Source organism: Acidocella aluminiidurans (assembly GCF_055383125.1).
Genome location: NZ_AP031589.1, coordinates 1,754,117 through 1,780,178, shown reverse-complemented (window position 1 = coordinate 1,780,178; position 26,062 = coordinate 1,754,117). Strand labels below are relative to the sequence as shown.

The 26,062-nt window shown below is 67.5% G+C and carries 21 protein-coding genes; 10 read left to right on the top strand and 11 right to left on the bottom strand.

Annotated elements, in window-relative coordinates; all coding sequences use genetic code 11:
- Nucleotides 1–18 precede the first annotated feature (18 nt).
- From ACZ46S_RS08960 to ACZ46S_RS08915, 10 genes are all read right to left on the bottom strand, one after another.
- Complete coding sequence (locus tag ACZ46S_RS08960) at nucleotides 19–990, bottom strand: phosphotransferase (RefSeq protein WP_464064224.1); 972 nt, start codon at nucleotides 988–990, stop codon at nucleotides 19–21.
- Nucleotides 965–1,906 (bottom strand): phosphotransferase family protein, encoded by a 942-nt coding sequence (locus ACZ46S_RS08955; protein ID WP_464064223.1) that lies wholly within the window; start codon nucleotides 1,904–1,906, stop codon nucleotides 965–967. Before ACZ46S_RS08955 ends, ACZ46S_RS08960 begins: the two co-directional genes overlap by 26 nt.
- A complete protein-coding gene (locus tag ACZ46S_RS08950) occupies nucleotides 1,903–3,186 on the bottom strand; it encodes a M20 family metallo-hydrolase (protein WP_464064222.1) in 1,284 nt (427 codons plus the stop codon). The genes ACZ46S_RS08955 and ACZ46S_RS08950 overlap by 4 nt, the downstream gene beginning before the upstream one ends.
- Nucleotides 3,158–3,913, bottom strand: a complete 756-nt coding sequence (locus ACZ46S_RS08945) for a DeoR/GlpR family DNA-binding transcription regulator (protein WP_295744412.1) — start codon at nucleotides 3,911–3,913, stop codon at nucleotides 3,158–3,160. The genes ACZ46S_RS08950 and ACZ46S_RS08945 overlap by 29 nt, the downstream gene beginning before the upstream one ends.
- 45 nt (nucleotides 3,914–3,958) lie before the next feature.
- Nucleotides 3,959–5,512 (bottom strand): amidase, encoded by a 1,554-nt coding sequence (locus tag ACZ46S_RS08940; protein ID WP_464064221.1) that lies wholly within the window; start codon nucleotides 5,510–5,512, stop codon nucleotides 3,959–3,961.
- A 23-nt stretch (nucleotides 5,513–5,535) separates the two neighbouring features.
- A complete protein-coding gene (locus ACZ46S_RS08935) occupies nucleotides 5,536–6,246 on the bottom strand; it encodes an ABC transporter ATP-binding protein (RefSeq protein ID WP_464064220.1) in 711 nt (236 codons plus the stop codon).
- Nucleotides 6,243–6,968 (bottom strand): ATP-binding cassette domain-containing protein, encoded by a 726-nt coding sequence (locus tag ACZ46S_RS08930; protein WP_295744403.1) that lies wholly within the window; start codon nucleotides 6,966–6,968, stop codon nucleotides 6,243–6,245. Before ACZ46S_RS08930 ends, ACZ46S_RS08935 begins: the two co-directional genes overlap by 4 nt.
- Entirely contained in the window at nucleotides 6,965–7,993 is a 1,029-nt protein-coding gene (locus ACZ46S_RS08925; protein WP_464064219.1) for a branched-chain amino acid ABC transporter permease, read from the bottom strand. Before ACZ46S_RS08925 ends, ACZ46S_RS08930 begins: the two co-directional genes overlap by 4 nt.
- Complete coding sequence (locus tag ACZ46S_RS08920; protein WP_026439832.1) at nucleotides 7,990–8,856, bottom strand: branched-chain amino acid ABC transporter permease; 867 nt, start codon at nucleotides 8,854–8,856, stop codon at nucleotides 7,990–7,992. Before ACZ46S_RS08920 ends, ACZ46S_RS08925 begins: the two co-directional genes overlap by 4 nt.
- A 70-nt stretch (nucleotides 8,857–8,926) precedes the next feature.
- Nucleotides 8,927–10,168, bottom strand: a complete 1,242-nt coding sequence (locus ACZ46S_RS08915; protein WP_295744395.1) for an ABC transporter substrate-binding protein — start codon at nucleotides 10,166–10,168, stop codon at nucleotides 8,927–8,929.
- A 344-nt stretch (nucleotides 10,169–10,512) separates the two neighbouring features.
- Between ACZ46S_RS08915 and ACZ46S_RS08910 the strand changes: the two genes are divergently transcribed.
- On the top strand, nucleotides 10,513–11,556 hold the full coding sequence (locus ACZ46S_RS08910; protein ID WP_464064218.1) for a tartrate dehydrogenase: 1,044 nt from the start codon (nucleotides 10,513–10,515) through the stop codon (nucleotides 11,554–11,556).
- Here the strand turns inward: ACZ46S_RS08910 and ACZ46S_RS08905 are convergent.
- Nucleotides 11,540–12,478: a PCC domain-containing protein gene (locus tag ACZ46S_RS08905; protein WP_464064217.1), complete on the bottom strand. Its 939-nt coding sequence runs from the start codon at nucleotides 12,476–12,478 to the stop codon at nucleotides 11,540–11,542. The two genes, ACZ46S_RS08910 and ACZ46S_RS08905, sit on opposite strands and share 17 nt — an antisense overlap.
- A gap of 288 nt (nucleotides 12,479–12,766) precedes the next feature.
- On the opposite strand from ACZ46S_RS08905, the gene ACZ46S_RS08900 reads away from it, so the two are divergent.
- From ACZ46S_RS08900 to ACZ46S_RS08860, 9 genes are all read left to right on the top strand, one after another.
- Nucleotides 12,767–14,065: an SEL1-like repeat protein gene (locus ACZ46S_RS08900; protein ID WP_464064216.1), complete on the top strand. Its 1,299-nt coding sequence runs from the start codon at nucleotides 12,767–12,769 to the stop codon at nucleotides 14,063–14,065.
- Between the two features lie 125 nt (nucleotides 14,066–14,190).
- On the top strand, nucleotides 14,191–15,624 hold the full coding sequence (locus ACZ46S_RS08895) for a tetratricopeptide repeat protein (RefSeq protein ID WP_464064215.1): 1,434 nt from the start codon (nucleotides 14,191–14,193) through the stop codon (nucleotides 15,622–15,624).
- A 104-nt stretch (nucleotides 15,625–15,728) separates the two neighbouring features.
- Nucleotides 15,729–16,307, top strand: a complete 579-nt coding sequence (locus tag ACZ46S_RS08890) for an ANTAR domain-containing response regulator (protein WP_464064214.1) — start codon at nucleotides 15,729–15,731, stop codon at nucleotides 16,305–16,307.
- Nucleotides 16,304–17,290, top strand: coding sequence for a CmpA/NrtA family ABC transporter substrate-binding protein (locus tag ACZ46S_RS08885; protein WP_464064213.1), 987 nt, complete (start codon nucleotides 16,304–16,306; stop codon nucleotides 17,288–17,290). The genes ACZ46S_RS08890 and ACZ46S_RS08885 overlap by 4 nt, the downstream gene beginning before the upstream one ends.
- A gap of 260 nt (nucleotides 17,291–17,550) precedes the next feature.
- Nucleotides 17,551–18,777, top strand: a complete 1,227-nt coding sequence (locus ACZ46S_RS08880) for a nitrate/nitrite transporter (RefSeq protein WP_464064212.1) — start codon at nucleotides 17,551–17,553, stop codon at nucleotides 18,775–18,777.
- Between the two features lie 30 nt (nucleotides 18,778–18,807).
- Complete coding sequence (gene nirB, locus ACZ46S_RS08875; protein WP_464064211.1) at nucleotides 18,808–21,237, top strand: nitrite reductase large subunit NirB; 2,430 nt, start codon at nucleotides 18,808–18,810, stop codon at nucleotides 21,235–21,237.
- Between the two features lie 5 nt (nucleotides 21,238–21,242).
- Nucleotides 21,243–21,563 carry a nitrite reductase small subunit NirD gene (gene nirD / locus ACZ46S_RS08870; RefSeq protein ID WP_464064210.1) on the top strand — a complete coding sequence of 107 codons (321 nt, stop codon included), beginning with the start codon at nucleotides 21,243–21,245 and terminating at the stop codon, nucleotides 21,561–21,563.
- Complete coding sequence (gene cobA / locus ACZ46S_RS08865) at nucleotides 21,560–22,312, top strand: uroporphyrinogen-III C-methyltransferase (RefSeq protein WP_464064209.1); 753 nt, start codon at nucleotides 21,560–21,562, stop codon at nucleotides 22,310–22,312. Before nirD ends, cobA begins: the two co-directional genes overlap by 4 nt.
- Nucleotides 22,313–22,320: 8 nt before the next feature.
- Nucleotides 22,321–25,977 carry a molybdopterin-dependent oxidoreductase gene (locus ACZ46S_RS08860; protein WP_464064208.1) on the top strand — a complete coding sequence of 1,219 codons (3,657 nt, stop codon included), beginning with the start codon at nucleotides 22,321–22,323 and terminating at the stop codon, nucleotides 25,975–25,977.
- Nucleotides 25,978–26,062: the final 85 nt, after the last annotated feature.

Genomic DNA, 26,062 nt, shown 5'->3' with positions numbered 1-26,062 from the left:
TCAGGTTCACGATGTCGCTTACATATGCCGCAGCCAGACCGGCCAGTCGGGATGATAGATCTGGGTGCGCGCACGGCGATATTTCCAGGTGCCGTATTTGTGAAAATCGAAATCGAGCGTCGAGACCGCTTCCTGCACCATCGCCCAGCTCGCCCATTTGATGTCGGCCAGCCCCTTCAGCACATTCACCCGCGCCTGCACGCCGCGCTCCAGCCGGCCGAAATAGGCTTCGATCATCTCCTGCTCGATTTCCACCGGGAACGCCATTTCCGTGAACCACAGCGCCAGCTCATAGGCCCGCTCATTGTTGGTGGCGTATTCGAAATCCACCAGCAGCAGTTCATCGGCGGCGTTGATCATGAAATTTCCCGCCAATGTGTCATTCATGCACGGCACCAGATCCAACCCGGCGGCCGCCAGCGCCGCCCGCGCATCCTCAACGCAGCGGCGCATCTGCGCGATATCCTCGGGCAGCCGCGCCCCGACCTGGGCGATCTGGGCCAGATGCTCATCGATCGCCTCGAATACCGTCTTGGTCAGGGTCAGGCGGGGGGAATCATTGAAGGCGCGCAAGGCCCGCACTGCGTTATGGCGAACCGTTCCGCGCATGAAATCCAGGTTGGAGCTGGCCCGATAGCCATGCGCGAAGGCGAAGATCTCCGCCCCCTCCGCCGGCAGAAAATCGACCACCTCGACCCCGACGCCGCAGCCATGCGCGCGCCGGCTGGCCTCGTTGGAGGCCTCGCGGCTGACGAACATCTCCGTGCCGCGCCCGGGCAGTTTCAGGAAAAATGTCTCGCCCGCCGCGTCGGCGACGCGCCAATTATGGTTGCTGATGCCGCCCGCCACCGGCCGGTAGCGCATCGTCTGGCCGCGCCATGCGCCAACCTGCGCCAGCACCGCCTCGATGCGGTGCTCGTCCTCGGTGCTGGCCTCGCCTGTCTGTTTCCACATCACCAGCACCTCATACTGTCCGCAGCCAGAGCTCAAAATCCCGCATCGCCATCGTCGTGCGGGCCTGGAACAACCGCCAGGTGCCGTATTTCCAGAATTCGATCCCGTCGCGTGGCGCGGTCACGGCGCGGGTGAGCCCCCAGAGCCCCCACATCAGATCATCCACCGCCCCGTAGAGCCGGCAGCGGGCGAACAAAGCCTCGTCACAGCGCCCGGCATAGGCCTCGATCGCGGCACGGCGCGGCGCGTCGAAGTCGCAGGCCTCGTTGAGCAGCGCGCCGACATCGTACCAGGGGTCGTTATCGCCGCCGATGTCGAAATCCACCAGCATCACCGCACTGCCGTTCAGCATGATGTTCGAGGCGCAGGCATGGTTATGGCAGAAGCGAAGATCCATCCCCGACGCCGTCAGCGCCTGCTGGATCAGCGCGGCATGGCGCAGCAGCTTCGCGGTTTCCGCCGGCAGCGGTACCTGCGCCGCGTCGGCCTGGGCATGCAGCTGCGCGATCCGCGTGAACGGGCAGAAGCGCCGCCCCAAAGCGTCGCCATCATGCAGGCGCTTTTTGGCGGCGAGCACGGCGGCAAGCATCGCGGGGGGCTGCAGATCGCCGGTGCGGGCATAGCGCCAGGGCGGGGCGAGATAGGCAAAGCCGAGCAGCCCCGGCTGCGCCAGCACAAGCTCCGGCGCCACCCCGGCGCGCGCCGCCAGGCGGGCGGCGGCACCATCCGCATCGAGCAGATCGTCCTGAATGTCCGGGTGCGCCAGCTTCAGGAATAGCGGCGCCGCGCTGTCCGGTTCGGCCAGCAGGCAGGCGGAGGCGACCGCCCGGTGCAGCGGCGAGGCCACCGGGGCCGCCGCCGGCCGCAGGCTGATCGCCTGACCCGGGAACCAGGGCGCCAACCGCGCCCGCAAATCCGCCATCTCCTCCAAGCCCGCCTCCACCGCGCTCATGCGTGCAACGCCAATGCCGCTTCCGGCACCGCCTTCGCCTGGCACAGCCCGGTGGCGGCGCGCAGCGCCACCTCGAACCCGGCCGCGATATCCGGCGCGGCGGTGTTCTCGGCCTCGTTATGGGTGATGCCGCCAATGCTGGGCACGAAAATCAACCCCACCGGGCAGATCGAGAGCAGGCTCAGCGCGTCATGCCCGGCCACCGTGCTCATCTCCAGCCATTCCAGCCGCGCCGCCTGGGCGCAGGCCCGCACCAGCGCGGCGGGGCCCTCCGGCAGGCGCTGTACCGGGCGTTGCGCCCGCGCCGCCACCTCGTAGCCCACCCCGGCCTGCGTGGCGGCCGCGCGCAGCGCCGCTTCCGCCGCCGCCACCGCCTGTTCCAGAATCTCATTGCTGCGGGCCCGGACTTCCACCGCCAGGCTGACCCGTGCCGGCACCACATTGGCGGAATTCGGCTCCACCAGCACCCGGGCGACGGCGGTGTGAACCTCCCCCGGCCAGCGCTCCGCCACCGCGCGAATGCCGGCGATGGCATAGGCCGCGCCGAGCAGCGCATCGCGTCGCCTGGCCATCGGGGTCGGGCCGGTATGGGCCTGCTCGCCCAGAAACAGCGCCTCCAGCTTCAGCGCGCTCCAATTGCCGGTGACGATGCCGATGCGCGCCTTCGCCTCCTCAAGCACGCTGCCCTGCTCGATATGCAGCTCCAGATAGCAGGCCGGGGCAGGGGGCGGCAGGTCGGTGCCGAGAGACCCGATCGCGCCCAGCGCCGCGCGCAGGCTCACCCCCTGATCGTCACAGCGCGACAGCGCGTAATCCGGGGTGAAGCTGCCGGCATAGGTGCCGCTGCCCAGCAGGCTCGGCCGGAAGCGCGCCCCTTCCTCATTGGTCCAGTTCACCGCGATGAAATCGGCGTTGAAGGCAGCCCCCTGCCGGCGCGCTCGCAGCAGCGCCTCGCCCACGCACAAGGCGGTGGCGACGCCCAGCGTGCCATCGAACCGGCCGGCGCGGATCTGGCTGTCCAGATGCGAGCCCATCATCACCGCCGGCGCCACGCCCCGCGCCAGGCGGAATAGCGCGAACTGGTTGCCGACCTCATCAATCGTCACCCGCGCCCCCGCCGCCTGCGCGATACCGCGGAACAGCGCCCGCGCCTGGCCATCCTCGGCCGAGCCGCAAAGCCGCGTCACCCCGCCGGCCGGGGTCGCGCCGATGGCCGCAAACCGGTCCAGCAGCGCCAGCAGGGAAGCGGCGTCAGGGTGTGGCGATGAGCTCGATGTCATGCTGTTTGAAAACTTCCATGAAAGCGGGCGGCGGCTTCCGGTCGGTGACGATGGTCAGCGCCTCGTGCAGCCCGAATGTGTGAAGATTGGCCTGGCGGCCGAATTTGCTGGAATCGACCAGAATCACGCCCCGCCGCGCCTGGCTTTTCAGCGCCCGGCGCAGCACGGATTCATGCTCCTCGTAATCCATCCAGCCATGATTGATGTCGACGGTGCTGATCCCCATGAAGGCGATGTCGAAATAAAACCGTCTGGCGTAATCCACGGTCTCGTACCCGACCAGCGCATTGTCCTTGGGCCGCAAGGTGCCCGGGGTGAGATTGACCCGCCCCGGCCCATCGCCCAGCAGCAGCGCCACATTGATCGAGTTGGTGGTGACATTGATCGGGCGCCCCGCCAGCCCCCGCGCCAGGGCCAGCGTGCTGGTGCCGCTATCGATGAAGATCGACATGCCATCGCGCACCAGCTTCTGCGCCAGATGCCCGACCCGGGCCTTTTCCCGGGCGTTGAGCTTGCCGCGTTCCAGCAGCGGCCGGTCCTGGTCCAGCCGGGGCAGGACCGCGCCGCCATAGATGCGCCGCAGCAGCCCTTGCTCCTCCAGCAGCTTCATGTCGCGCCGGATGGTCTCCTCGGAAACATTCAGCAGCCTGGCGATGCCGGCAACCTCCACGCGCCCCGCCTGGTGCAGGGACGTCATGATTTCCTGGTGGCGATGATTGGTCAGCATCTTGCTCCTCCGGCGCCGCCGGTATGCCGGCGCGCAGGGCTGGCTTTACACGGAAAGCACCGGCGCGCGGCGATGTTTCGTCGCCTGCTCATAATCATGCGCCAGGGCCAGCAAATCGGCCTCGCTCCAGGGCAGGCCGACAAAGACCAGATTGAACGGCGCCCCGGAGGCGTAATAGCCGGCGGGAAGTGTCACCACCGGCATCCCGGCGATGTTGATCTCGCATACGGTGGTCTCGTTGATCACCCCGTCGCTATGCAGCTTCGGCAGTTCCTCGCGCATCTGCGGGAAAACCAGCGCGTCCAGCCGGTGCCGCGCGAACATTTCGGCGACGACCTCCAGATACGCCTCCTTCGCGCCCAGGAAATCTTGCAGCGGCGGCGGCAGGGTCGGGTTTTCCAGCGAGAACGCGGTCTCCGCGAGATAGCTCATATACGCCATCACCCCGCCTTCGGCGTACGGGTCTTCCGCCTTGGTCAGTTCCGCCAGGCTCTTGTAGTCCCGGATCGCGGCGCTGGGCCCCAGCCGGCGCAGATACAGCTCCATGTCATACGGGCAGCATTCCATGCCGCGCGCATCGAACTGGTATTTGTCGGAAATCGGTTTGCTGATGGCGGCGAAGCCGGTGCCGGCGAACGGGTCCTCCAGCAGCGTGGCACCGCGCGCCGCCAGCTCCTGCTGGGCGCGGGCGTAAAGGCTGGTGCATTCCGGCGAAAGCGGGCTGGCGCGCCAGCCAGGGCCATAGAGCCCGATCCGCTTGCCCTGCAGCGCCGTGGCGCTCAGCCTGGCCGCGTAACCGCCTTTCGGCAGCTTGCCGATGGCGGCGACGGTTTTCGGATCTTCCGCGCAATAGCCGGCGATGACATCCAGTGTCAGCGCCGCGTCGCGCACCGTGCGGGCGATCGGGCCGACGACATCGCGGGTGGAGCCGGCCAGCGGCACCACGCCGCTATTGGGTACCAGCGCGAAGGTCGGCTTGATGCCGACCAGCCCTTGCGCGGAGGCGGGGTTCTGGATGGAGCCGCCGGTTTCCTCGGCCAGGCCGAGCACGGCCATGCTGGCGGCCACCGCCGTCGCGGTGCCGGCGGTGCTGCCGCCTGGCATGTAATCCGGCGCGGCGGCATTCAGGGTGGGGCCGGCCCAGCTATTGCTGGCATGGGTGCCGGTGGCGGAGAGGATGGGCACGTTGGTCTTGCCGAGAATGACGCAGCCGGCTTCCTTCATCCGCGCCACCACCGGCGAGTCGGTCTCCGGGATCAGATCCACCCCGCCCGCCTGGGCGGAGAGGAAATGCCAGCCCGCCGTGGTCGGCAGGCCTTGCATGTCCATCGTGTCCTTCACCACCACCGGCACCCCGGCCAGCGGGCCCAGCGCCTCGCCGGCAGCGCGCCGCCGGTCGATCGCGCGGGCCTCCTCCAGCGCGGTCGGGTTCATGGTGATGATGGCGTTGTAGCGCGGGTTATAGGTTTCGATGCGCCGCAGAAACGCCGTGGTCAGCGCTTCGGATGTGACGCCCCGCGCAAAGGCGGCGGCGGCATCCTCCAGCGTCATCTCGATCAGCGTCTCGTCGGTGAGGATCGCGTCCATGGTGGCTGACATGCCTCTGTTCCTTTCGGTTTTTTTCAGGCCATGCCGGAGAATTCGGCGATGACATTGGCATCGCCGATGGACTCCGGTGGAATTTCGCCGGTGATCATGCCCTTCTGCAAAATCAGGATGCGCTCCGCGCAGGCCTGGATGAAGCTCAGCTTCTGCTCGACCAGCAGCATTGCGAAGGGGCGGCGCCGGCGCAGCGCGTGCAAAGTCTCCGCCATTTCCTCTATGATCGAGGGCTGGATGCCTTCGGTCGGCTCATCCAGCAGGATCAGGCTCGGGCTGCCGCACAGGCAGCGGGCCAGCGCCAGCAATTGCTGCTCGCCGCCGGAGAGCGCGCCGCCCGGGCGGTCCAGCAGGCGGCGCAGCCGCGGGAAATCCTCAAGGATGTCCTCGATCACCCGCGCCTCCTCGCCCTTGGCGAGAAGGCAGCCCATGCGCAGATTATCCATCACCGAGAGGGCCGGGAAAATCTCGCGCCCCTGCGGCACATAGCCGAGCCCGGCCTTGGCGCGGGCGGTGGTGGAGAGATGGGTGATGTCTCTGCCCTGAAAGCTCACCTTGCCGCCGGTGGCGGGCAGATAGCCCATCAAGCTGCGCAGCAGCGTGGATTTGCCCATGCCGTTATGGCCGAGAATGCCGACGAAGCTGTTCGCCTCCACCGCCAGCCCGATGCCGCCCAGAATCGGCACCCGGCCATAGCCGGCGCGCAGGCCCGAAACCTCAAGAACCACGCTCATGCCGCCGCCTTTCCGATATAGACATCGCGCACACGCTGATCCGCCAGCACCGCGTCGACATGATCCTCCATCAGCACCTTGCCCTGGTTGAACACCGTCACCGTCCGCGCGATCATGCGGATGAACTGCATGTCGTGCTCGACCACCACCAGCGCCTGGGTGCGGTTGATCTCCTTGATCAGCTCGGCGGTGCGCTCGACCTCCTCATGCGTCATCCCCGCCGCCGGCTCGTCGAGCAGGATCAGATCCGGCTCCTGCGCCAGCACGGTGGCGATTTCGACCCATTGCCGCTGGCCATGGGCAAGCTGCCCGACCTGGCGGCGGGCGACAGGCTCCAGCCGCAACCGGGCGAGGGTCTGTTCCACCATCGCCTTGGCCATCGCCGCGCTGCGCCCGCGCTGGGCCGCGACGAGGATATTCTCATAGGCGGTGAGGCCGTTGAAGACGTTGGGGATCTGCGTCTTGATGCCAACACCCAGCCGGGCGATCTGGTTGGGCAGCAGCCCGGTCACATCCTGGCCGCGCAGCTTGATCCTGCCTTCGGTCGGGTTCAACTGGCCGGTGAGGGTTTTGAAAAAGGTGCTCTTGCCGGCCCCGTTCGGGCCAATCAGGCAGCGCAGCTCGACCTCGCCCAGCACCAGGCTGACATCGTCGACCGCGGTGACACCGCCAAAGCGCATCGTCACGTTGCGGGCCTCGAGCAGCGGCACGATCTCGCTCATGGGCTGCTCTCCTGGATCTGAGCGGCTTTGGCGCCGCGCCGGGTGAAAAGCTGCATCGCCTTGTCGCGGATCACCGGCACCACCCCTTGCGGCACCAGCAGCACGAAGGCGACGAGAACGATGCCCAGCCCGAGATTGGGATCGACCTTATGCTGCGTGCCGGCCAGATTCATCACATATTGCAGCCCGACCCCGCCCAGGATCGGCCCGATCAGCGTGCCCAGCCCGCCGACCAGCACGAAGATGATCACCTCCGCCGACATCGCCAGCCCGAAGATGGTCGGGCTGATGAAGCCGCCCCAATTATCGTAGATGCAGCCCGCCAGCCCGGCGATCGCGGCGGAGATGGTGAAGCTCAGCAGCTTGTAGAGCCGCGCATCATAGCCCAGCAGCATCGCGCGGGTTTCGTTTTCACGAATGGCGACCACGACCCGCCCGAAGCGGCTGGCCAGGGCCAGGCGCAGCAGCACATAGACGATGATCAGCAGCGCCATCGAGACATACCAGATGCCGGTCGGGCTCAGCACGTTGGAGACATCGCCCGGCATGTTCAGCGTCGGCACCGAGGGGATGCCGTTGAACCCGCCCAGCTCCGCCTGGCCGATATGATATTGCGCGCCGGAGGTGGAATTGATCAGCTGGAACAGGATGACGCTGACGGTGAGGGTGATGACGCCGATATAGGCATCGGAAATCCGCCCGTAAAACATGAAATAGCCAAGCAGCAGCGCGAAGATCGCCGGCACCGCGATACCGGCCAGCATCCCCCAGCTGGTATCGCCGAGATTGATCGCGGTGATCGCGTAGGCATAGGCGCCCAGCCCCAGGAAGCTGGCCTGGCCAAAGCACATGATGCCGCCAAAGCCCCAGAGAAAGCCCTGGCTCAGCGCATACATCGCCATGGCGACGAACACGGTCATCTGCACGATGCCGAACAGACTCACGATCTGCGGCACCGCGAACAGCACGATGAGGCCGGCGATGAGAACGGCGATGAAGCCCGCCCAGGCTGAATTGAATCTCATAGGCTGTTCCGGAAGAAGCGGCCGGTGATGCCCTGCGGCAGGATGCGGATCATGATCACCGCGAACACCAGCAGGGAGACCGTGCCCAGGACGGGATTGGCGACGAAGGAGACGATCTGGTTGATCGCGCCGAAGATCACCGAGGCGATGCCGGTGCCGGCGATGATCGCCGGGCCGCCGCCCAGCACCGTGATGAAGGCGTTGGCGATGTAGGCCGCGCCCATATTCGGGGAAATCCCCGAGATCGGCGCCAGCACCCCGCCAGCCAGCCCCGCCAGTGCCGCGCCAAGCGTGAAGGTGGCCATATAGACGATGGAGGGGCTGATGCCCAAGGCCGCCGCCATGCGCGGATTCTGCATCGCCGCGCGCAGGATCAGCCCGAACTTGGTCAGCCGCAGCAGCGCATACAGCCCGACCAGGCAGGCGATGGCGACCAGGATGATGACGAAACTATAGAGACTGGCGCCGTAGCGGCCGATATTGAACCCGCCCAGCGGCGCCGTGACGCCACGCACCACATTGCCATAGATGGTCGAGCTGATGCCGATCAGCCCGAGGCTGACGCCCCAGGTGGCGAGCATCATGTCCATCATGCGGCCATAGAGAAAGCGGATGAGGGCGCGTTCCAGCACCAGCCCGACCAGCCCCACCACGAGCGGCGGCAGCACCAGCATGGCGATCCAGATATTCACCCCGGCCCCCACCGCGCTCACCGTGGTGTAGGCGCCGAGCATCATGAATTCGCCATGGGCGAGATTGATGATCCGCATCATGCCGTAGATCACGCCAAGCCCCAGCGTGATCAGCACGAATGTCGCGATGCCGCTCAGAACGTTAAAGGCCAGAAGCCCGGTCAGGTCCATCACCCGCTCCCCTTGCTTGCGTTAACACCCGGGACCGCGCGGTCCCGGGCTCAGTCTGCCGATGTGGCGCTTACAGGCTCGGCGTGAACTGCTTGGCCATGCGCGGGTTCTTGATCAGATCGCACTGGGTGCCGGTATCGGTCGGCGTCTGGTTCGGGAAGGTCGCCATGATGTCCCATTTGCGGTCGACCGGCTTGGCCAAATAGGCGGTGCGGATGGTGGCGTGCAGCTGCGGGTCCAGCGTCACATGCCCGGCCGGGCTGTCGATCGAGATGCCGCTCTCCAGCGCCTTGATCACCTTGGCGCGGTCCACCGAACCGGCCTTCTTCACGCCTTCCGCCCAGAGCATGATGCCGTCATAGGTGGCGCTGTCCAGCTCGGAGAGATCCTTGCTGCTGCCGGGGAATTTCGCGTCCATCCCTTTCAGGAAGGCGGCGTTCTGCGGGTTGTCGAGATCGTTGTAATAGCCAAAGCTGGTGACGATGCCGTTGGTGGTGGAGGTATCCATGCTCACCAGCTCGTCGCCGAGGCCAAATACCGAGGAGCCGAGCGGGATCTTGCTCTTCATCCCGGCCGCGTCCCACTGCCGGTAGAAGCCGGAATGGTTGGCGCCGACCAGGGCGGAGAAGACGAAATCCGGGTTCGCCTGCTCGATGCGGCTGATCGCGGAGGCGAAATTGGTGACATCGAGCGGAAAGAAATCCGTGGCGACGGCGGCGGCGCCGCCATCCTTCAGATATTTCTGCACCCACTGCGCGGTGATGTGGCCGTAATTATAATCGGCGGCGATGATGTAGCATTTCTTGCCCCAGTTCTTCAGGGCGTAATCCACCACATGGCTCACCGTCTGCGAGGGGGTGGTGCCGGTGCAGAAGACATTATGGTCGCAGACGCCGCCTTCATACTGGGTGTTGTAGAAATACAGCGTCTTGAAACGGTCGAGCGTCGGGCGGATGGCCTCGCGCGAGGCGGAGGTGATGCCGCCCTGCACCACGTCCACCTTGTCCTGCAGCACCAGCTGCTGGGCATATTGCGAGTAGAGCTGCATGGAGGATTGGGTGTCGTAGCTGATCAGCTGGATCGGCCGGCCGAGCAGCCCGCCCGCCTTGTTCAGCACATCCACGGCATATTGCGTGGTCTGCGTCATACGGCTGCCTTCGAGGCCGATGGTGCCGGTGGAATCCAGCAGGCTGCCGAGCTTGATCGGTGTCTCCGCCAGCGCATTGCGGGCATAGAAGGGCATCGCCAGCACGCCGGCGGCGCCGGCCCCCAGCTTCAAGGCATTGCGTCGGCTAACGGTCTTCGTCTTCATGAAAGGCTCTCCTTGATCCGCATGAGCCGGAATGCCCGACCCGCCTGATGCGAGAGCTGTTGCAAAGCCAATGCCAAAGAATCCACAAACCGGGCAAATCAGTCATTTCAATCGCTTTGCCGGCGCGCTGTTTCTGGGCTGCCGCCCCTGTGGGCTGGTATGGTCGAAAACCCACATCATTTGCCTAATTCGAAATCAGGTCAGGTTTTTGCCTGCATAGAGTTTCGGCCGCCAAATGCCGGGGGCGCGCCCGCTGCCGGCATAGGGCCAGCCCTGTCATCCGGCTCTGGTTGCACCGGGCCGCGGAGTCTAAGCTCGCGCCCGGAAGGTGAGGAGACAGAGAGATGGCATCCTATCGCATTGCATTGATCCCCGGAGACGGGATCGGCGGCCCGGTGATCGCGGCGGCCTGGGCGGTGCTGCAGGCGGCGGCGCGGGCGGAGGGCGTCACCCTGGCGGCGGAAAGCTTCCCCTGGTCCTGCGCCTACTACCTCGAAACCGGCCGGATGATGCCGGCCGACGGGATCGAGACGCTGCGCGGCTTCGATGCGATTTTGCTGGGCGCCGTCGGCTGGCCGCAGAGCGTGCCGGATTCGGTCTCGCTGCACGGGCTGTTGCTGCCGATCCGCAAGGCCTTTGTGCAATACGCCAATATCCGTCCGCACCGGCTGCTGCCGGGGGTGCAAGGGCCGCTGCGGGCCGAGGGGTTCGATATTCTCTGCATCCGCGAAAACACCGAGGGCGAATATGCCGGGGCCGGCGGGCGGGTGCATCAGGGCAGCGCGGATGAGGTGGCGGTGGAGACCTCGATCTTCACCCGCGCCGGGGTGGAGCGCATCCTGCGCTTCGGCTTCGAGCAGGCCCGTGCCCGGCGCGGCAAGCTCGCCTCCGTCACCAAATCCAACGCGCAGAAATACAGCATGGTGTTCTGGGACGAGATCACCGACCTGGTCGCGGCCGCGTATCCGGATGTCGAGGTGACGCGTTATCATATCGACGCGATGGCGGCGCGGATGGTGATGGCGCCTCAGAGCCTGGATGTGGTTGTCGCCTCCAACCTGTTCGGCGACATCCTCACCGATCTGGGCGCGGCGATTCAGGGCGGGCTGGGCTTTGCCGCCTCCGCCAATATCGACCCGACGCGCCGCTCGCCCTCGATGTTCGAGCCCGTGCACGGCTCGGCGCCGGATATCGCGGCGCTGGGCATCGCCAACCCGATCGCGTCGATCTGGTCCGGGGCGATGATGCTGGAGCATCTGGGCGAGCCAGCGGCGGCGAAACGGGTGATGCGGGCGGTGGAGGCGGTCACGGCGCGCGGTATCGGCAGCAGGCCGGGCCAGGACAAGACCGATGCGATCACCGCCGCCATTCTCAGCGCGGTGGGGTGAGGTTGCGCGCCATCTCCGCCGGCGGGTCGCCGGCGCGATCCGCGATGAACAGCTCGGCGCAGATCAGCACCGGATTCAGCCCCTTCGCCGGCCGGCCCCGATGCAGCCGCCCCGCCACATCGACCAGCACGATCTCGATCTCCGCCATGCCCGCCCCGTCCGGCCCCGGACGGATCTCGCCCTCCAGCACCAGCAGCTCGGTCGGTTGCGCCGGGACGTCCCGGCCATCCGTGAACCGCACCCCGATCAGGCTGCCAATCCCGCTCAAAATCCGCCCCTGCCGGAGCCCATGACGCCGGCAGATCGTTTCGATCGCGCTGATGAAATCCTCATTCGGGCCGATCCGCGCGACGATCAGCCCGCCCGCTCCGCCAGCCCCGTCCGCCGCTTCCGGCCGGAACAAAGTGAAATTGGTCTCAGGGTCGAAGCGCGCCTGCAGGCTCACCGCGCCGGTGCCGGTCAGGCGGGCCTTCAGCGGTGCCGCCAGGCGGGCCTCGCCTGGCAGAATATGCCCGGCCATCTCCCGCCCCGCCGCATCGCGCCAGAGCGCGTGGCAATGCAGAAAGGCCGCGCCATCCTTGAAGCCGAAACTCGCCGTCGCCGCATCCAGCCGCACCGTCCCCTCAGGGGCGTGCGTGGCGCTATAATAGGCCACGTGCTGGTCGGATTCGGCGTGGGCCGGCAGCACAAAGCGCATCGGCGCCAGCAAAGCGCCATGCAGCGTGACGGCGCCGGCGGTGATGCCATGGCGCGCCGCCTGCGCGCCGACAGCCTCGGCCAGCGTCAGGCCCGGTTGCAGGTCGATATCGAAAATCCGTTGCGCGCATCGAAAACTTTCAATCCGCGTCGGGCGCGCTGGCCCGGGCTGGCGCAGACATTTCCTCAGGCCCTCGGGCAGCAGGCCCTGCATGGATGCGCTCACTGATTGTCCTCCCCGAATTCGTACTTAAACCGTTACAACCACGCCGCTCGCCGTTAAGGCTAGGCGCCGGGGCGGGCGCCATCAAGCCGGCCCCAAGCGGCCGCGCCAAGCTATTGAACAAGGAGGTCTTTCCGGCCTAGAGCAACATTCGACCAAATGGAATCGTTTGATCGGATAAAGTTGCTCGCTCAAACAAAAAGCGAGAGCGTGTTCCGCGCCCCAAGGTGAGCGGAACACGCTCTTGGCCAAGCGGCTGGGCCGGGGCGCAGACAGGGTATCGGAGGAAAGATGAAGGGCCGCGGACGGTGTTTGGCGATCGCCTTGATGGGGATGACCCTCTCGCAGCCCGCCTGGGGCGAGGCGCCGCAGGATCTCCGCCAGCTTGCCGAACGCGGCAATCAGGTGGCGCAAACCCTGCTCGGGCTGGATGAGCTGACCGGCCAGGACATGCCGAAGGACGAGGCCCAGGGGCTGCTCTGGCTGCGCCGCGCCGCCCGCCAGAACAACAAGCAGGCGCAATATTATCTTGGCCTGGCCTATGATCGCGGCCAGGGCGTGAAGACCGATCCGCACGAAGCCGTCTTCTGGTACGAAAAGGCGGCGGCGCAGAATTTCGCCCCGGCGCAGAATAATCTGGGGTTTCATTACAAGGATGGGCGCGGCGTGAAGCGCGACCCGGCCCGCGCCGCGTTCTGGTTCACGAAAGCCGCCGCCCTGGGCGACCAGGCCGGGCAGACCAATCTGGCGCAGCTCTACGATACCGGGGTCGGGGTGCGCCGCGACCCCGCGACGGCGGTGGAATGGTACGCCAAGGCCGCTGCCCAGGGCGATGCGGTGGCGCAGAGCCGGCTGGGCACCCATTACCGCACCGGCGACGGCGTGCCGCGCGATGCCGCGCTGGCGGCGCAATGGTACCGCAAGGCCGCCGATCAGGGCGATGCCTATACCGAGGACCAGCTGGGCACTCTCTATGCAACCGGCGAGGGCGTGCCCAAGGACGCGGCCGAGGCCGCCAGCTGGTTCGCCAAGGCGGCGGCGCAGGGCGAGGTGGATGCCGAGAAGCAGCTGGGCGGGCTCTATAGCAGCGGCCAGGGCGTCACCCAGGATCCCACCCAGGCCGCCTATTGGTACGAAAAAGCCGCCGCCCAGGGCGATGAGGTGGCGCAGACCGATCTGGCGGTGATGTACGATGCCGGGCGCGGCGTGAAGCAGGATTACGGCAAGGCCGCCTATTGGTCGCAAAAGGCGGCGCAGGCGGGCGATCCGGTGGCGCAGACCAATCTCGCCATCCTGTATTATTACGGTCGTGGCGTCCCCCGGGATGCCGCGCAGGCCGCCAGCTGGTTCGCCAAGGCGGCCCGCCAGGGCGCGGCCGAGGCGCAGTTGAGCCTGGGGCTGCTCTACCAGAATGGCGAAGGGGTGAATGTCGATTTCAGCAAGGCCTATGTGTGGCTGGCGCTGGCCGCGGCGCATGGCAATGCGCAGGCGGCCACCGCCCGCGATGCCCTGGCCGCGCGCATGGCGCCCGCCGCGCTCGCCGCCGCGCAGGCCCAGGCCGCCGCCGGGCAGTTGCCCGCCGGCCCGTAACGCTGCTGAATCTGGCCGGCGGCGCTATACAACAGGGCCTGGAATTGAATACACACTCATTGCATGAACGCGCCGTAATGATGGCGTAACCGCTTGCCGCCGGATGCGCCGGAGAAGGTCGAACGATGATGGTTGATGGACGTACCGCGCGGCTTCTTGCCCCCCTGGCTTTGGCGCTGGGCCTGCTGGGGGGTGCGGCGCGGGCGCAACCGGCGGTGCCGGCCGCTCCCGCCCAAGCCGCGCCGCTGCCGCCGCTGAACGCCGCCGCCGCCCGCGCCTTGGGCGATGCCTATGATTCCGGCACCGGCCTGCCGCAGAGCTTCGCCAATGCCGCCTTCTGGTATGGCCGCGCCGCGAAGCTGGGGGATATGGCGGCGCAGGACCGGCTCGCCCGCATGTATGCGCTGGGCCAGGGCGTGCCGAAGGATGAGGGCGCCGCCGCCTACTGGTTCGCCAAGGCCGCCGCCCAGGGCGATACCGGCGCGGCGCTGGCGCTCGGCAATGCCTATGCGCAAGGGATCGGCGTACCGCGAGACGATGCCAAGGCCAGCCATTGGTATGAACAAGCCGCCGATGCCGGCAACGCCCAGGCGCAGGCGGCGCTGGGACAATATTACGCCACCGGCCAGGGCGTGCCGCATGACGATGCCAAGGCGCAAACCTATTTCGCCGCCGCCGCCGCCCAGGGCGACGCGCAGGCCGAATATCGGCTGGGCGAGGATTACGCGCAGGGGCGCGGCGTCACCCAGGATCAGCGCCTGGCCGCGCAATGGTGGGCCAAGGCCGCCGCGCAAAATCTCGCCGCCGCGCAGAACGCACTGGGCGATGCCTATGCGGCCGGGGCCGGCCTGGCCCGCAGCCCGGCCCAGGCGGTCTATTGGTGGCGGCGCGCCGCCGCGCAGGGCAACCAGGAGGCGCAGACCAGCCTGGGCCAGGCCTATCTGAACGGCGAGGGCGTGCCCAAGGATGCGCAGATTTCGGTGTACTGGACGATGCTGGCGGTGAGCCCGCACCCCGCCGCGCCGCCCGCATCGACCATTCCGCTGCCCGCGCCCGTCGCCGCGCCCGCGTCCATGCCCGTCCCGATGCCGCCGGCGCACGCGCGGGCCAGATACTCCCCCCATCGTCCGGCGCATCCGCGCATCCCCAAGGCCCGTGCGGCAAAGCCGGCGCACCACGCGGCGCCAGCTCTCAAAACCCATACCGCGCCGTCCCATCCCGCCAAGCCGCCAGCCTCGGCGCCGGCCCCGAAGCCGTCCTCGACGCCGCATGAGGCCGTTACGCAGCCCGCGCCGCAGGCGGCGCCGCACCCGGCAACGGCCCCGGCGCCTGCCATCCCGGCCGCGCCGGCTCACCCTGCCGCGGCGCAACCCACCCCTCTCACGCCGCCCCCGGCCCCCGTGCCGCCGATGCCCGCGCCCGCTGCGCCCGCGCCCGCTCAGCCGGCCCCGGCCGCATCCAGCCCGCCGCCGGCCGCCGCGTCGCCCCAGCCGCCCTCGCCAGCCCTGCAACTCCCCGCCGCGACCAAGACCGAATTCCAGCCCAGCTCGGGGCCGTAACCCCTCCGGCGGACCCCAGTCCCGGACTTAACAGGCCAACGGTGCGGCCCGCGCGCTTTTGGCAGGAAAGTTGCTGAGCCGGAGATCATGGACCGCGCCTCGCCATGAAAATCCTGCTCGCCGATTCCAACGCGGCCCGTCGTGAGGCACTCTCTGCCCAGTTCACCAAGCTCGATGCCGCATTTTCCATCACCGCCCTGGCCAACGACGCCTCGCTGCTGGCCGAGGTGGAGCGGCTTCGCCCGGATGTGGTGCTGGTGGACATGGCCAGGCCGGATCGCGACATGCTGGATTCCCTGCCCGCCCAGGGCGGCACCCCGCCGGTGGTGATGTTCCTGGACGGCGCCGATCCCGCCTTCATGCAGGAGGCGATCAGTGCCGGCGTCAGCTCCTATCACGGCCAGGACGTGGCGCCGGATGCCGCCAAGCTGGTGATGCGCCTCGCCGTTGCCTTCTTTCAGCGCAACCAGCAGGCGACGGCGAAATTGCAGGAGGTGGAGGAGCAGGCGGAGCAGCGCCGTGCCATCGACGCCGCCAAGCGCCTGCTGATGAAGGAAGAGCGCATGAGCGAGCCGGCGGCGCATCGCTTCCTGCAACGCCGCGCCATGGACCAGCAGAAACGCCTGGCGGATGTCGCGGCGGATTATTTGGCCGCGCAGACGCGGCAAGGGCAGAAACCATGAATGATGTGATCCGTCTGGGCCTGCTGCGGCTCTGCGACGCCGCCCCGGTGATCCTGGCCGCGCATGAGGGGCTGTTCGCCGCCGCCGGGCTCAATGTGGCGCTCTCGGTCGAGCCCTCCTGGGCGAATATCGCCGACAAGCTCGCCTTCAACCTGCTGGACGGGGCGGTGATGCTGGCGCCGCTGGCGCTGGCCTGCGCCGGCGGGCTGCGCGGGGCGAGGATCGATCTGGCGGTGCCGATGAGCCTGTCCAGCAACGGCAACGCCATCACTCTGGCGGCGTCCATGCAGAGCGCCTTCGCGGCGGGCGGCATCAAGGCGGTGGCGGCGGCGAAGCGGCCGCGCCTGGCGGTGGTGCACGGGTTTTCCTCGCATGATCTGCTGCTGCGCCATTGGCTCGCGGGGCAGGGCGTCACGCCGGAACGCGATGCCGACATCACCGTGCTGCCGCCGGCCGAGATGGTCGGCGCGCTCGCCGCCGGCGCCATTGACGGATTCTGCGCCGGCGCCCCCTGGGGGCTGGTGGCGGCGACGGCAGGGCTGGGCTTCACCGCCGCCCTCAGCCGCGAGATCTGGCCCGACCACCCGGAGAAATGCCTGGCCCTGCGCGGCGATTTCGCCAGCGCCGAGGCGGCGCGGCTGGAGGCGCTGCTGCGCGTGCTGCTGCGCGCCCAGCATCTCTGCGCCGCGCCGGACGGTCGCCAGGCCCTCAGCCAGCTGCTGGCCCGTCCGGAATATCTGGACCTTCCGGCGACGCTGCTGCTGGCGGCGCTGGACCCGGCGCAAGGCGGCCCCGCTTTCACCGCCCCTTACCCGTCCCCGGCCTATGGCCAATGGTATGCGCACCAGATGCATCTCTGGGGCCGCGCCCCCGCCGGGCTGGAGGCGCTGGCCCCGCAGCTCTACCGTCCGGATTTGTTCCTGCGCGCCGGCGGAGAGGCGCGCGACATCGCCTTGCCGCCTCTGAGTGTCGATTTTGAATAAAAAATCGGCGTCATGGTGTTTATCTAGACATATTTTGCCACAATTGAATCCATCATCGCTTCAAGAGTGCATTTTTAATCAAAATCCCGATTGAACCCTGGCGCGCCGATTTGGTTTAACGGCTCATGCGGCGCGATGCCCGCAGGCCGCCCGGTCAAAGAGGATCAGGCAGGCGGATGGGGATGCCCCCGTTCATTGATCTCGCGGGCCAAGGGCGGCCGGCGTGCGGCGAAGCAACAGCGCCGCCTCGAGGTTTTTCGATGTCTCAAGCCCAGGGCAAGAGCTTTCTGCAATCCGGCCACACCCCCACGCTGCTGGCCGCCTTTCTGTATTTCGATCTCAGCTTCATGTGCTGGGTGCTGCTGGGGCCGCTTGGCATCCAGATTGCCAAGGCCCTGCATCTCGACCCCGCGCATAAAGGGCTGATGGTCGCCACCCCGGTTCTGGCCGGCGCCATCCTGCGGCTGTTCAACGGCGCCATGGCGGACCGCATCGGCGGCAAGAAAGCCGGCATCGTCGCGCAGAGCATCGTCATTCTCGGTCTCGCCGCCGCCTGGTTCTTCGGCATTCCCGGCTTCTCCGCGCTGCTCGGTCTGGGCGTGGTGCTGGGCATGGCCGGCGCCTCCTTCGCCATCGCGCTGCCGCTGGCCTCGCGCTGGTATCCGGTCGAGCATAAGGGCAAGGCGATGGGCATTGCCGGGGCCGGCAATTCCGGCACCGTGCTGGCCGCGCTCTTCGCCCCGGCGTTGGGCCTCGCCTTCGGCTGGACCAACGTCTTCGGCCTCACCGCGATTTTGATGAGCGTGGTGCTGGCGCTGTTCATCCTCCTCGCCAAGGACGCGCCAGGGCAGGGGCCGAAAATCTCGGCGCGGGATTATCTCAGCGTGCTCGGCATGAAAGACACTTACTGGTTCATGCTGTTCTATGGCGTCACCTTCGGCGGTTTCGTCGGGCTCGCCTCCTCGCTGCCGATCTATTTTCACACCCAGTACGGTCTGGCGCCGGTTGATGCCGGCTATGCCAGCGCCGCCTGCGTTTTCGCCGGCTCCATGGTGCGCCCGCTCGGCGGAGCGCTGGCGGACCGCTTCGGTGGCATCAACGCGCTCTCCTTCATGTACCCGATCGCCGCCCTGGCGCTGCTGGCGGTGAGCTTCGGCCTGCCGACCATGCCGATGGCGCTGGCCGGCTTCGTCATCGCCATGCTGGCGCTGGGCATGGGCAATGGCGCGGTGTTCCAGCTGGTGCCGGTACGCTACATCAAGGAGATCGGCGTGATGACCGGCATCGTCGGCTGCGCCGGCGGCATAGGCGGCTTCTATCTCGCCTCCTCGCTCGGCTTCGCCAAGCAATGGACCGGCTCCTACCAGGCGGGATTTCTGATCTTCGCTGGCCTCGCCTTGGTCGCCTTCATCGGCATCAACATCGTCCGCAATGAATGGCGCATCAGCTTCTCCCGCGGCTACGCGGAAGGCTCCGTTCGCATCTGAAGGCGCAATTCAAGGAAAAGGAGTGACGCGATGGGCAAGGAAAAACTGGTTGTCATCGGCAACGGCATGGCCGGCATGCGCACCGTGGAGGAAATCCTGGCGCGTGATCGCGGCAAATATGAAATCACCGTGTTCGGCGCCGAGCCGGAGCCGAATTATGACCGCATCATGCTCTCCCCGCTGCTGGCGGGCGAGAAGAGCTTCGCGCAGATCGTCATCAATTCCCTCGACTGGTACGCGCAGAACAAGATTGAGCTGATCGCCGGCGAGCATGTGGACTGGATCGACCGCGCGCGGAAAATCGTGCGCGGCGCCAATGGCACCGCGCGCGCTTACGATAAATTGCTGCTGGCGACAGGCTCGAATCCCTTCACCCTGAAGCTGCCCGGCGTGGGCCGCCCCGGCGTCATGACTTTCCGCTCCAAGGCGGATGTCGACGACATGCTGGCCATTGCCGCCCCGGGCAGGAAGGCCGTGGTCATCGGCGGCGGCCTGCTCGGGCTGGAAGCCGCGCACGGGCTCAATCTGCGCGGCATGGAGGTCGCCATCGTGCATCTGATGCCGACGCTGATGGAGCGCCAGCTCGATGCCTCCGCCGCGCATCTGCTGGAACAGAAACTCAGCCAGCGCGGCATGCGCATCTTCACCAGCGCCAATACCGAAGCTTTTGACGGCGAGGGCGAGGATGGCCCGGTGAGCGCCGTGCTGCTGAAGGACGGCACCCGCATCGAGGCGGATCTGGTGGTGATGGCGGTCGGCATTCGCCCCAATGCCGGGCTCGGCCGCGCCGTCGGGCTGGACTGCGATCGCGGCATCAAGGTCGATGCGTCATTGCGCACCTCGGACGAAAACATCTTCGCCATCGGCGAATGCGTGGAATTCGAGACACAATGTTTCGGTCTCGTCGCGCCGATCTGGGACATGGCAAAAGTCGCCGCCGACCATCTCACCGGCACGGCGCACACCGAATTCATGCCCATCGCCACCGGCACCCGGCTGAAAGTCTCCGGCATCGAGATGTTCTCCGCCGGCGAATTCCTGGGCGATGCCGGCACCGAGGATGTGGTGCTGCGGGATGCCGCGCGCGGAATTTATAAACGCCTGGTGCTGCGCGGGGACAGGCTGGTCGGCGTCGTCTGTTTCGGCGATGCCTCTGATGCCAGCTGGTATTTCCAGCTGCTGAAGGATGGCGCGGATCTCGGTGATCTGCGTGAAACCGTGATCTATGGCCCGCTCGCCGCCGCCGGTGATCCGCTGGAGAGCCTTGCTTTGCTGGGCGAGGATGCGGAAATCTGCGGCTGCAACGGGGTGAAGAAAGGCACCATCATCGGCGCCATCGAAGGCGGCTGCGGTTCGCTGGACGAAGTCCGCGCCTGCACCAAGGCCTCCGCCTCCTGCGGCTCCTGCACCGGGCTGGTGGAAGGGCTGCTGAAACTCACGCTGGGCGCGGATTTCAAACCCGCCGGCGTCAAGCCGATGTGCAAATGCACGGCCCATGGGCATGACGAGGTCCGCCGCCGCATTCGCGGCCAGGCGCTGAAAACCATCCAAGCCGTGATGCAGGCGCTGGAATGGACCACGCCGGATGGCTGTGCCGCCTGCCGCCCGGCGCTGAATTTCTACCTGATCTGCGAATGGCCTGGCGAATACAGGGATGATTCGCAATCGCGCTTCGTCAATGAACGCATGCACGCCAACATTCAGAAGGACGGCACCTACTCGGTCATCCCGCGCATGTGGGGCGGTGTGACCTCCGCCAAGGAGCTGCGCGCCATCGCCGATGTCTGCGACAAATTCGCCATCCCGACGGTGAAGATCACCGGCGGCCAGCGCGTCGATATGCTGGGGGTGAAGAAGGAGGATTTGCCCGCCGTCTGGGCGGATCTGAACGCCGCCGGCATGGTCTCCGGCCATGCTTACGGCAAGGCACTGCGCACGGTGAAAACCTGCGTCGGCTCGGAATGGTGCCGCTTCGGCACGCAGGATTCCACCGCCATGGGCATCGCCCTGGAGAAAATGACCTGGGGCTCCTGGCATCCGCATAAGGTCAAGCTCGCCGTCTCTGGCTGCCCGCGCAATTGCGCGGAAGCGACGATCAAGGATTACGGCGTCGTCGCCACCGAAGCGGGGTGGGACCTGCATGTCGGCGGCAATGGCGGCATCAAAGTGCGCGCCACCGAGCTGCTCTGCAAAGTCACCACCGAGGCGGAGGTTCTGGAATATTGCGGCGCCTTCCTGCAACTCTACCGCCAGGAAGCGCGTTATCTGGAACGCACCGCGCCGTGGATCGAACGCGTCGGCCTGAAATATGTGCAGGAGCGCATCGTGGACGATGCGCAAAACCGTGCCGCCCTCTACGAGAAATTCCTCTACGCGCAGAGATTCGCGCAGATCGACCCCTGGGCGCAGGAAGCCGCCACCAACCAAACTTCCTATCTGCCGCTGGCGGAGCTGGTCTAATGGATATGAACATCCCTCTCTTCACCGATGTCGGCGCGCTCACCGAGATTCCGCGCCTGGGCGCGCGCTGCGTGAAAACCGCCTTCGGCGACATCGCGATCTTCCGCACCAATGACGACCGCGTCTTCGCCTTGCGCGACCAATGCCCGCACAAGCAGGGGCCGCTCAGCCAGGGCATCGTGCACGGTACCTCCGTCACCTGCCCGCTGCATGGCTGGGTGATTTCGCTGGAAACCGGTGCGGCGCAGGGGCCGGATACTGGCTGCACCAGCCGCTTCCAGGTGAAGCTGGAAGCCGGGCGCATCCTGCTGGCGGTGGCGCCATGAGCCGGGTGGTGCTGGCCGGGGCAGGGCCGGGCGATCCGGACCTGCTCACCGTGAAAACCCTGCGCCTGCTGCAAACCGCCAGCGTGGTGCTGCATGATTCATTGGTCAGCGAGGAGATCCTGGCGCTGGCCAACCCGCAGGCGCGGCGGATCGATGTCGGCAAACGCTGCTTTCGCCATTCCGCCACCCAGGCGGAAATCTGCGCCCTGCTGGTGCGCGAGGCGCGGGCCACCCCCGGCATCGTGCTGCGCCTGAAAGGCGGCGACCCGATGATCTTCGGCCGCGCCACCGAGGAGATGGACGCGCTGGAGGCAGCCGGCATCGAATATGAGATCATCCCCGGCATCACCGCCGCCCTGGCCGCCGCCGCCACGCTGAAACGCTCGCTGACCCAGCGCATGGTCTCGCGCGCGGTGCATTTCGTCGCCGGCCACACCGCTTATGGCGATATCCCGGCGCATGATTTCGCGGGGCTGGCGCAGCGCGGCGGCACGCTCGCCCTCTATATGGGCGCGCAAACTCTGGGCGGCTTCGCGGCGCATCTGCTGGAGGCAGGGCTGGACCCCGCCACCCCGGCCTTGGCCATCGAAAACGTCTCCCGTCCGGATGAACGCCTGCTCGCCGCCAGCATCGCCACGCTGCCGGCGCTGCTGCGCGCCCAGGCGGGGGAGGGGCCGGTGCTGATCCTGATCGGTGAGGCAATGGCCGGCCGCGTGCCGGCGCGCCTGGCTCTGGCCGCCTGCGTCTGAGGGCTGGCGTGGCAGAGCAGGTCAAATCCGTCTGCCCCTATTGCGGGGTGGGGTGCGGCATCGTGATGCAGGTGGAGCAGGGGCGCATCACCAAGGTCAGCGGGGACAAATCCCACCCCGCCAATCGCGGCCGGCTCTGCACCAAGGGGCAAAGCTGCCATCTGCCGTTGGAGCAGGGGCGGCTGGCCAGCGCCTATATCCGCCCGGCCCGCGCCGATGGGCAGCAGCCTCTGCCCGCTTCCGCCGCCGTGGCGCAAACCGCCGCCCGGCTGCGCGCCATACGGGACGCGCACGGCCCGGATGCGATCAGCTTCCATATCTCCGGCCAGATGTCGCTGGAGGCGCAATATCTCACCAACAAGCTGGCGAAAGGCTTCATCCGCACCCGCCATATCGAGGCCAATTCCCGCCTCTGCATGGCCAGCGCCGCCACCGGCTACAAACAGTCTCTGGGCGCCGACGCCCCGCCCGGTTCTTATGATGATCTCGACGAGGCCGATATATTTCTGGTCATCGGCGCCAACATGGCCGATTGCCACCCGATCCTGTTCCTGCGCCTGCTGGACCGGGTGAAGCAGGGGGCCAAGCTGATCGTCGTCGATCCGCGCCGCAGCGCCACGGCGGAGAAGGCGGATCTGTTCCTGCAGCTCAAGCCCGGCACGGATATCGCCCTCATCAACGGCCTGCTGCGTCTGCTGCACGAGGCCGGCCAGACCGACCCGGCCTTCATCGCCGCGCATACCGAAGGCTGGGAGGCGATGCTGCCGTTGCTGGCCGATTACGGGCTGGCGCGGGTGGCGGACATTACCGGGCTGGATGCGGCGGATATCACCCAGGCGGCGGCCTGGATCGGGCGCAGCAAGAAATTCGTCAGCCTGTGGACGATGGGGCTGAACCAGAGCGTGCGCGGCACCTGGAACAGCAATGCGCTGTGCAATCTGCATCTGGCGCTGGGCGCCATCTGCCAGCCAGGCGCCGGGCCGTTCTCCCTCACCGGCCAGCCCAACGCCATGGGCGGGCGCGAGATGGGTTATATGGGCCCCGGCCTGCCCGGCCAGCGCAGCACCCAGAGCCCGGCCGACCGCGCCTTCACCGAAACCATCTGGAACATTCCCGCCGGCAGCCTGCGCGATGCCCCGGCCAGCGGCGCGGTGGCGATGTTCGATTCGATGGCGCAAGGCGAGATCAAGGCCTGCTGGATCATCTGCACCAACCCCGTCGCCAGCATGCCGGCGCGCGGGCGCACCATCGAAGGGCTGAAAGCAGCCGAACTGGTGATCGTCCAGGATGCCTTCCTGGACACCGAAACCGCCCCGTACGCGGATATCCTCCTCCCCGGCGCGCTCTGGGCCGAGGCGGACGGGGTGATGGTGAATTCCGAGCGCAACATGACCCTCGCCCCCCAGGCCGTGCCCCCGCCCGGCGCGGCGATGGCGGATTGGCGCTGGATCGCGCAGGTGGCCACCGCGATGGGCTATCCCGGCTTCGCCTATGCCAATGCGGCGGAGATTTTCGAGGAGATCAAGCGTTTCTCCAATCCGCAAACCGGCTATGACATCTCCGGCGCCAGCCATGCCCGGCTGGCGGATACCCCGCTGCAATGGCCGGTCGGCCCGCAATCCGGCCCCCGCAATCCGGTGCGCTATATGGAACGCGGTGAGCCCTTTTTCCCCACCGCCTCCGGCCGCGCGATCTTCCATCCGCGCCCCTGCTTGCCCCCGGCGGAGCTGCCGGACGCGGCATTTCCCTTCATCCTCAATACCGGCCGGGTGCAGCATCAATGGCACACCCTGACCAAGACCGGGAAAGTCCCGGCCTTGAACAAGCTTAATCCCGGCCCGTTCGTCGAAATCCATGCGCGGGATGCCGCCGCGCTGGGGCTGCGGGAAGGCGACAGCCTGGCGCTGCGCTCCCGCCGCGGCCGCGCCGTGCTGCCGGCCTTGCTCAGCCCGCGTGTGCAGCCGGGCCAGCTCTTCGCGCCCTTCCATTGGAACGACGTGTTCGGGGATGATCTGGCGGTCAACCAGCTCACCAGCCCGGCGGTGGACGCCGCCTCGCTGCAGCCGGAATTCAAGATCTGCGCGGTGGCGCTGGAAGCTGTCGCGGCGGTGAGGCAGGCGGTGGAGCTGCCAGAGACGCTGGCCGGGCGGCCGTCCCAGGCGCCGGCGGGAGCGGCGGTCAGCATTCTCTATGCCTCGCAAACCGGCACCGCGGCGGCCCAGGCGCAGGCGGCGGCGCAGCGCCTGGGCCTCATCGCCCGGCCGATGAACGAGGCCAGCCCCGCAACCCTCGCCGGCACCGTGCTGCTCTTCGCCGCCAGTTTCGGCGATGGCGAGGCGCCGGACAATGCCGCCCGCTTCTGGCAGGCGCTGGCGGCGAAGGACGCGCCCCGGCTGGAAGGGCTGCGCTTTGGCATTCTCGGCTTCGGTGATTCCGCCTATACGCGCTTCTGCGGCTTCGCGGCGGCGCTGGAGGCGCGGCTGCAGGCGCTGGGGGCCAGCGCCCTGCTGCCCCGGCGCAATTGCGAGCCGGGCGAAGAGGCGGCGGCGCAAGCCTGGATCGATGCCGCGCTGCCGGCGCTGGGGGCCAGCGCTGCCCCCGCCGCGCCCGCCTTGTCCGGCGTCACCCGCGCCACCCCGTACCGTGCCCGGCTGATCGGCAATCACCGCCTCAACCAGGCCGGGTCGCAGAAGGACACAAGGCAGATCATCTTCGACCTCGCCGGTGCCGGCATTGCCTATCAGCCCGGCGATGCGCTCGGTGTCTGGCCGGAAAACGACCCGCTGGCGCTGGAGGAGCTGGCGCGCCTCACCGGGCTGGCGCCCGAACAGCTGGCCGGGCGCGACATCTCCCGCCTCACCCCGGCGATCCTGGCATTCTGCGCTGCCCGCGCCCCGGCCCTGGCCACCGGCCCGGCGCCGGACCCGGCCTTGCCCTGGCACAAAGGCTGGCAGCTGCGCGATCTGCTGGCCGCGCATCCGGTGAAGGCCAGCAAGGAGGAATGGCTGGGGCTGCTCAAGCCGCTCACCCCCCGGCTCTACTCGATCGCCTCCAGCCTCGCCGCGCATCCGGATCAGGTGCATCTGACCGTGAATATCCTGCGCTATGAGGCCGCCGGGCGGCAAAGCGGCGGGCTCTGCTCGCGCTTCCTGGCGGACCGGGCGCGGGAGGCGGCGCTCTTCATCCAGCCCAACCCGCATTTCCGCCTGCCGGCGGACGATGTGCCGATCATCATGATCGGCCCCGGCACCGGCATCGCCCCGTTTCGCGGCTTCCTGCAGGAGCGCCAGGTAAGAGGCGCGCGCGGCCGCAACTGGCTGGTCTTCGGCGAGCAGCGCGCCGCTTGCGATTTCTATTACCGCGAAGAGCTGCAGGGGCTGGCGCAGGCCGGGTCTCTGCATCGCCTCTCCACCGCCTTCTCGCGCGACCAGGGGCGGAAAATCTATGTTCAGGACCGGCTGCGCGAGGAGGGGGCGCATCTATGGGCCTGGCTGCAGGAGGGGGCGTGCCTCTATATCTGCGGCGATGCCGGGCGCATGGCCAAGGATGTGCATGCGGCCCTCGGCCAGATCATCGCCGCGCACGGCGCTCTGGAGGCCGATGCGGCGTCTGCCTATCTGGACCGGCTGGCGGCCGAAAAGCGCTATCTGCGCGATGTCTATTGATCCCTCTGGCTGGCCGCTTTACCCCGCTCTGGCACTGTACAAGGGGGAAGTCTCGTCTTGCAGTCACCCCTCATAGCTGTACGAG